The sequence below is a fragment of the Marinicella pacifica genome (assembly GCF_014636635.1).
GTDB classification, from domain to species: domain Bacteria; phylum Pseudomonadota; class Gammaproteobacteria; order Xanthomonadales; family Marinicellaceae; genus Marinicella; species Marinicella pacifica.
In genome coordinates, this window is the sequence record NZ_BMEO01000026.1 from 1 (window position 1) to 6,427 (window position 6,427).

At 39.9% G+C, this 6,427-nt stretch carries 6 protein-coding genes; 2 read left to right on the top strand and 4 right to left on the bottom strand.

Translation table 11 applies throughout. The annotated features are described in order from the left end of the window. The coding region (gene tnpC, locus IEV16_RS13115) for an IS66 family transposase (protein ID WP_188366180.1) at nucleotides 1-908 on the top strand (908 nt) is incomplete at its 5' end. A gap of 76 nt (nucleotides 909-984) precedes the next feature. Here the strand turns inward: tnpC (IEV16_RS13115) and IEV16_RS13120 are convergent. Continuing rightward, nucleotides 985-1,239 (bottom strand): hypothetical protein, encoded by a 255-nt coding sequence (locus tag IEV16_RS13120; RefSeq protein ID WP_188366181.1) that lies wholly within the window; start codon nucleotides 1,237-1,239, stop codon nucleotides 985-987. A gap of 167 nt (nucleotides 1,240-1,406) precedes the next feature. On the opposite strand from IEV16_RS13120, the gene IEV16_RS13125 reads away from it, so the two are divergent. Continuing rightward, nucleotides 1,407-1,571 carry a hypothetical protein gene (locus IEV16_RS13125; RefSeq protein ID WP_188366182.1) on the top strand — a complete coding sequence of 55 codons (165 nt, stop codon included), beginning with the start codon at nucleotides 1,407-1,409 and terminating at the stop codon, nucleotides 1,569-1,571. A 227-nt stretch (nucleotides 1,572-1,798) separates the two neighbouring features. On the opposite strand, the gene IEV16_RS13130 is transcribed toward IEV16_RS13125, so the two are convergent. The 3 genes from IEV16_RS13130 to tnpC (IEV16_RS13140) all read right to left on the bottom strand — a co-directional run. Next, nucleotides 1,799-4,528, bottom strand: a complete 2,730-nt coding sequence (locus IEV16_RS13130; protein ID WP_188366183.1) for a leucine-rich repeat domain-containing protein — start codon at nucleotides 4,526-4,528, stop codon at nucleotides 1,799-1,801. Nucleotides 4,529-4,630: 102 nt separating this feature from the next. Continuing rightward, nucleotides 4,631-5,101 (bottom strand): tyrosine-type recombinase/integrase, encoded by a 471-nt coding sequence (locus tag IEV16_RS13135; RefSeq protein WP_188366184.1) that lies wholly within the window; start codon nucleotides 5,099-5,101, stop codon nucleotides 4,631-4,633. Between the two features lie 418 nt (nucleotides 5,102-5,519). Next, nucleotides 5,520-6,427 (bottom strand): IS66 family transposase (gene tnpC, locus IEV16_RS13140; protein WP_188366185.1); only part of this gene is annotated, 908 nt, incomplete at its 5' end.

Sequence of the window (6,427 nt, forward strand, 5' to 3'; positions counted from 1 at the left end):
ACCGCTTAAGCCAAATGTTCAAGCGCCTGGACATCTCAATCAGCCGCACTAACATGGCTGATTGGATGATTAAGTGTGGTGCATTGATACAGCCGTTAATCAACTTGCTTGAAGACAAGCTGCTTGATCAACCTGTGATGCACATTGATGAGACCACAGTCCAAGTACTTAAAGAACCAGGTAAAAAAGCCTCATCTAAAAGCTATTTCTGGGTGCGTTCTGCAGCAAACATTATCTTGTTCGACTATTCACCATCAAGATCAGCAACGGTGGCCAAAAAGCTTACTCAAGGTTATCAAGGCACCCTCATGTGTGACGGTTATGGTGGTTATGATCAACTACCACAAAACAAGCTCGGCTGTTGGACCCATGCCAGACGGTATTTTATTAAAGTCCTCGATCAGTCAGAACACCAAGGTGCCCGGAAAATGGTTCAACTGATTGCTGAACTTCATCAGGTTGAGAAACAAACCAAAGATGATCCGCCTGATAAAAGGCAACTGGCCAGACAGGATAAAAGTGCAGCGATACTTGAGAAAATAAAGACGCTCAAAGACGAAAGCTTGCTTAGCTGCACACCCACCAGCACCTTCGGCAAAGCATTGGGCTATCTGCATAATCAATGGCCTAAGCTCATCGCCTACATTGAAGATGGTCGTTATCCCATTGATAATAACCCGGCAGAAAATGCCATCAGGCCGTTCGTTATTGGCCGCAAGAACTGGCTGTTTGCCAACTCCCAAAATGGTGCCAAAGCCTCAGCTAATCTCTACGGCTTAATCGAAACCGCCAAAGCCCACGGACTCAACCCCGAAAAATACCTTACCGAAATCTACCGCCAATTACCCAACGCCAAAACAGTGGAGCAGATAGAACAACTCCTACCTTGGAACATCAGACTCGATTAATCAGTTACCAACAGTTAAACTAAACTGTCAAGTATGGGGTTAGCTTGGCGCTTACTAATAAACTCCATGTAAAAATTCAATTTTCAGGGTAAAGCAGCAAATTTTCTGTGGCAGTTTTCTGATAGACTTGTAAGAAATTATTGATTGGGGTGTGTGTCCCAGTTTTTACCTTTAATTGTTTTTCAAAACCATTCATTGCAGAAATAGTCACAATTAAAGTCATTACTCCTATAGCAATACCCCCCATAGAAGCAAATGAAATAAAAGATATAAAGCGATCTTTTCTTTTAGATTTAGTATATCTGTATCCTAAAAATAAGGGTAAGTACATATGATTATTCAAAATTAGGTTATCATACTAAAGCTGAACTTCTATGGTAAGTCATTTGCTCAGACCCATTAAAAATAACTCAATCTATAACCCGTGGTTACTCGTTAAAGTTTTTAATGGCTACATGTTGTTTTAGTTTATACTGTGAGTCCACCTTGGAATGTTTTATGATTGAGAAAAAAGCACTTACTGAAGAATATTTACTATCACAACTTGATAGTGGCTCATTCAATGAACTGACAGAAGATTATCTCTCTAGAGAGCTAGAGTTTTTTGATAAGTACCTGATAAAATGTATACCTTCTGAGATTTATAAATACCACCCTGAATGAGTCAGTACTACGCTCACAATTGAGCATAATTCCTCCCACCTGGCAAAGCCTGGTGGCGCCCACTGGCCACGGTTAGTGGGCACATTTTTTAGGTTTAAAACATTACTGTCACCTCTCACCCTCTATTTGAAGCTTGTTTTTAAGCATGCAAGCCTCCAACTGGATACGCTCACCCTCTATTTTTAGGCCCTGTGACCGCATAGCTACAATATTCGCCACTTAATATCTTAGAACGTGCCACACGCTTCATCTACACCTGGTGGATTATTTGTTGGTAGAATAATCATTCCATCACCATCCACATCATAGTAATCATCATATTCGAAATTTAGAACATAGAAAAATTGTTCTAGTTGTGAACAGGGTATTAGATAATTGTTACTGTGAAGATATAAAGTAATTAATTGAGTCAAAGAATCAAGTGCTGAAACATCACTGATTTGATTTGAAAAAAGGCTCAAATAGGTCAATTGGGTCAAAGAACCCAGTGCTGATACATCGCTGATTTGATTGTTGCTAAGTGCCAAAGAAGTCAATTGGGTCAAAGAACCCAGTGCTGATACATCGCTGATTTGATTTGAAGAAAGGCTCAAAACAGTCAATTGGGTCAAAGATCCCAAAGCTGTAACATTACTGATTTGATTGTTACTAAGTCCCAATCTAGTCAATTGGGTTAAAGATCCCAAAGCTGTAACATTACTGATTTGATTGTAAGATAAACTCAACTCGGTCAATTCAGTCAAAGCTAATTCCTCTAGCGCAGAAACATCACTGATTTGATTGTTACTAAGTTTCAATGTTCTCAACTGAGTAAAATTCCTAAGAGCAGAAACATTATTTATTTGATTGTATTCTAGATCCAAATAAGTCAGATGAGTTAAAGACGCCAACGAAAAAACATCACTGATTTGATTTCCAGATAAAAATATTCTATCTAAACTTGAAAGATTTTCTATTCCTGAAATATCATTAATATTTGAATTAGCACAGAATGCCCACACAAACTCAGATACATAAACCCATCCCTGAGATAGAGCCTGATTTAATACACAATTTTCCATGTTGGAATCTGCAAAAACCACATCAGAAATCAACATGTCTCCAACTTCCATAATTGCAGGCTGGTTATTTGCATATGGCATTATTCGGCTTAAACCATCAACAGAAATCCTGGGATAGAATTTAAATATCATTCCTTCATCATTAGGGTGTGGAATCCAGTTAATACTACCTATACCAGAACTTATATTACCAAAAAATCCTGAAGTATCTGTAGGAACAAAATCAGTTAATAACTGAAAAGATCCGTAGACATTGTTGTCTGGTTCTTGTAATTGTACTCCTATCGTTGTTTCAGTGTTAGGAGGTGTGCTTGCAGGAGTAATCAAAACAGGCTTTGGCGAAACCCAATGAGGCAAAGACGTATCAATTAACGGAGAAAAGGATTGGTTAAAGCTTAAATCAATTCCCAACACATCATTCAAAGCATCAAAAACCGCTCCTGACAATCCAGCTTTGGGGGTGAGAATAAACCGACCTTCCAAACTTGCCTCGGGGCCACTGTAGGCCAAATCATTGGGGTCCAGCGGAGTTGTAATGGCAAAACCCAGAGTTTCAGAAAATTCTGCTTGCATGAAATCAAACTGACCCAACTCCAAACCCAATGGGGGTTTCCCTAATGATACTTCTACATTCATATTGGCGTTGGCATAGGCTTGTGCACTAAAAGAAAATTCCACATCAGTACTGAACTCACCATCAATCAAATCAAATTGGTAATTTAATTGATTCGAATCAATGTATTCCCACCCATTTGAGTTAGTGTATCGGACACCAGCTTCAGTTTGTACGGATGCGATGCCTGTTGGCCCTGATAATGTTGCATTGGGTCCATTGATATTGGCCTGTAATTTGACTCCCAAAGAGGGTGTCACTGCCAAATTCACCCATAAACCATATATTATTGCAGGTGGCGATTCGAAGTCAGGTAAGGACTGGACCTGACAATCAACTTCTCCAGAAATACTGGAATCAAAAGCCAAGCTACCAGTTGTAAAGGCAAAAGCCGTATTGGCTGTGGTTGTTAATGACATTTCATTGATTGTAGAAGATGACAAATTTAATACAGGTGTAATCGTAACGTTGTAATCAAAATCTATACTGGCACCTGTCAAGTTGATACCAGCTGGACCACCTCCTGAAAGTTCGCAACTAAAGGAATTGAATAAAGTCTTTTGATAGATCAGCTTGCCATTTTTTTTATCACGAACTTCAATAGTGTTGTCCGCACCGTAGATTTTTGCATGGTAGCTGGACTTTTGACTAACACCTGAATAATTCAGTGTTCGGAATGCCTGAGTAAATGATGCTCTTGATGCCAACAAGGTCACATTATTGGTATTGACTGTGACTTGGTCAGCCAAGACCAATAATCCAGTGTTTTGTCCTGAAACCACATAGTCACCAACTTGAATGGTTTCTGTAAGTGCGTTCTTATTCAAAATGATTTCACTTTGAACTCCACTTGCAGGAGTGCTTCCACTGATAACATCTTCATCTGGTATTACTTTGGTATTATTAGTCACTTCTGCAAGGATAATACTGGCCTCACCTGTGGCATTAGCTTCTTGGTGGTAAGCTGTTAAAACAACAGTTTCTACTGTAAAACTGTCTGCATTGATTGCTACTGTCCTACTTTGTTCATTTGATGATGATAAATTAGTAGAAGAGGATAAACTCCACTGAACATCTCCAGTAGTCACAACATTGCCAAGATAATCTCTTACAACCACCTCAAAGTTCGCTGAATCTCCTGTTTGGGTAAACAATACAGATTCATCAGAAACAAACTCAATAGAACCTGCAGGAGTTTCAAAATCATTTGAAAATATTAAAGGTGAAGCATTAATTCCCAACGCCGTGAAAATTAGTATCAAAGTATAAATTATTTTATTCATTGTCTATTACTCTTTTTAGTTACCCCATAACCCCTCAAACCTTGCGCCAGCCACTCTTGTGTAGTGAACGGTATGCTTAGGGTCTCTATGCCCAAGATAATCTTAAATTAATCTAAGATCGTATCCTTTATTTGCCAAATAATAACCACATGAATGTCTGAGCATATGTGGGTGAACATGTGATGATTTTGCTTTCTTTGCTGATCTTTTAATAATGTAATTAATCGACTGCCTAGTCATAGGCTGATTTCTTTCATTGATAAACAACCAGGGCAATTGGTCATTCCTTTTGTTCAAATATCTTTTAATGGCTCTAAGCTCAATACCATCAATTGGTTGTTCGACAGACAAACCATTTTTTAATCGATTCACCCAGATTCTGGATTCTTTCAAATTAATATCAGCTATTCTAATGTTAATTGTTTCACTAACTCTTAATCCATGACGAAACATCATCAATAAAATCAAATGATCACGAATACCATGCCGTCCCTTTTTGGCGGCAGCCAATAAGCATTCGATTTCAGAATCTGATAAAAAGTCTTTTGATCGCTCATGTGAATCTGTTGCCAAATTCAACTCACTTTTTACATTTCGCCTGTTGGGCATGAATTATTTAACCTTATGAAACAATGACAAATATTGTATCATCAATCGTTAACTCTTTACAAGAGTGTAATCGAGGACATATATGAACGCCCCATTTATTTCAATGGTTTTTAGTTTACTTTAGCCTTCTGGCCAATGCTCAATTATTCATAATATTACCTCATACACTTACCCACGGCCCTGTGCCGAGCAGCGGGGTTTGGGGCAGCGCCCCATTCATAACCTTGTCAGCTTTGCGTATAAACAATGGTTTCGGACATATATCCGGCCTGTTTGTGAGGTCATTTTGTAGCCTCTGGCCTTGATGAGATCCGAACCTGACTTTCGGTAAGCGCCAAGCCAACCCCATACTTGACAGTTTAGTTTAGCTGTTGATTGGTTTTTAATCTACCTGGATGTTTCCAGGCAGCAGCTGTTCAAACTGCTCTGCTGTTTCACAGTTTGGAAGTTGACGGTAGATTTCGGTGAGGTATTTTTCAGGGTTCAAGCCATGGGCTTTGGCGGTTTCAATCAGGCCATAGAGGTTGGCTGAGGCTTTGGCACCGTTTTGTGAGTTGGCAAACAGCCAGTTCTTGCGGCCAATAACGAACGGCCTGATGGCATTTTCTGCCGGGTTATTATCAATCGGGTAGCGACCATCTTCAATGTAGGCGATGAGCTTGGGCCACTGGTTGTGCAGGTAGCCCAATGCTTTGCCGAAGGTGCTGGTGGGTGTGCAGCTAAGCAAGTTTTCGTCTTTGAGCGTCTTTATTTTCTCAAGTATCGCTGTACTTTTATCCTGTCTGGCCAGTTGCCTTTTATCAGGCGGATCGTCTTTGGTTTGATTCTCAACTTGGTAAAGTTCTGCAATCAGTTGAACCATTTCTCTGGCACCGGCATGTTCAGTATTATCAAGAACTTTGATGAAGTATCGTCTGGCATGGGCCCAACAGCCAAGCATGTTTTGTTGCAATTGATCATAACCACCATAGCCATCACACATAATGGTGCCTTTAAAGTCATCAGCTAATTGATTGGCCACTTGGCTTGAGCGTGAGGGTGAGTAATCGAACAGGATAGTATTGTTGCTTCGGCGCACCCAGAAATAGCTTTTAGATGAGGCTTTTTTACCCGGCTCTTTAAGAACTTGCACAGTCGTCTCATCAATGTGCATCACAGGTTGATCAAGCAGCTTGTCTTCAAGCAAGTTGATTAACGGCTGTATCAATGCGCCACACTTAATCATCCAATCAGCCATGTTAGTGCGGCTGATTGAGATGTCCAGGCGCTTGAACATTTGGCTTAAGCGGT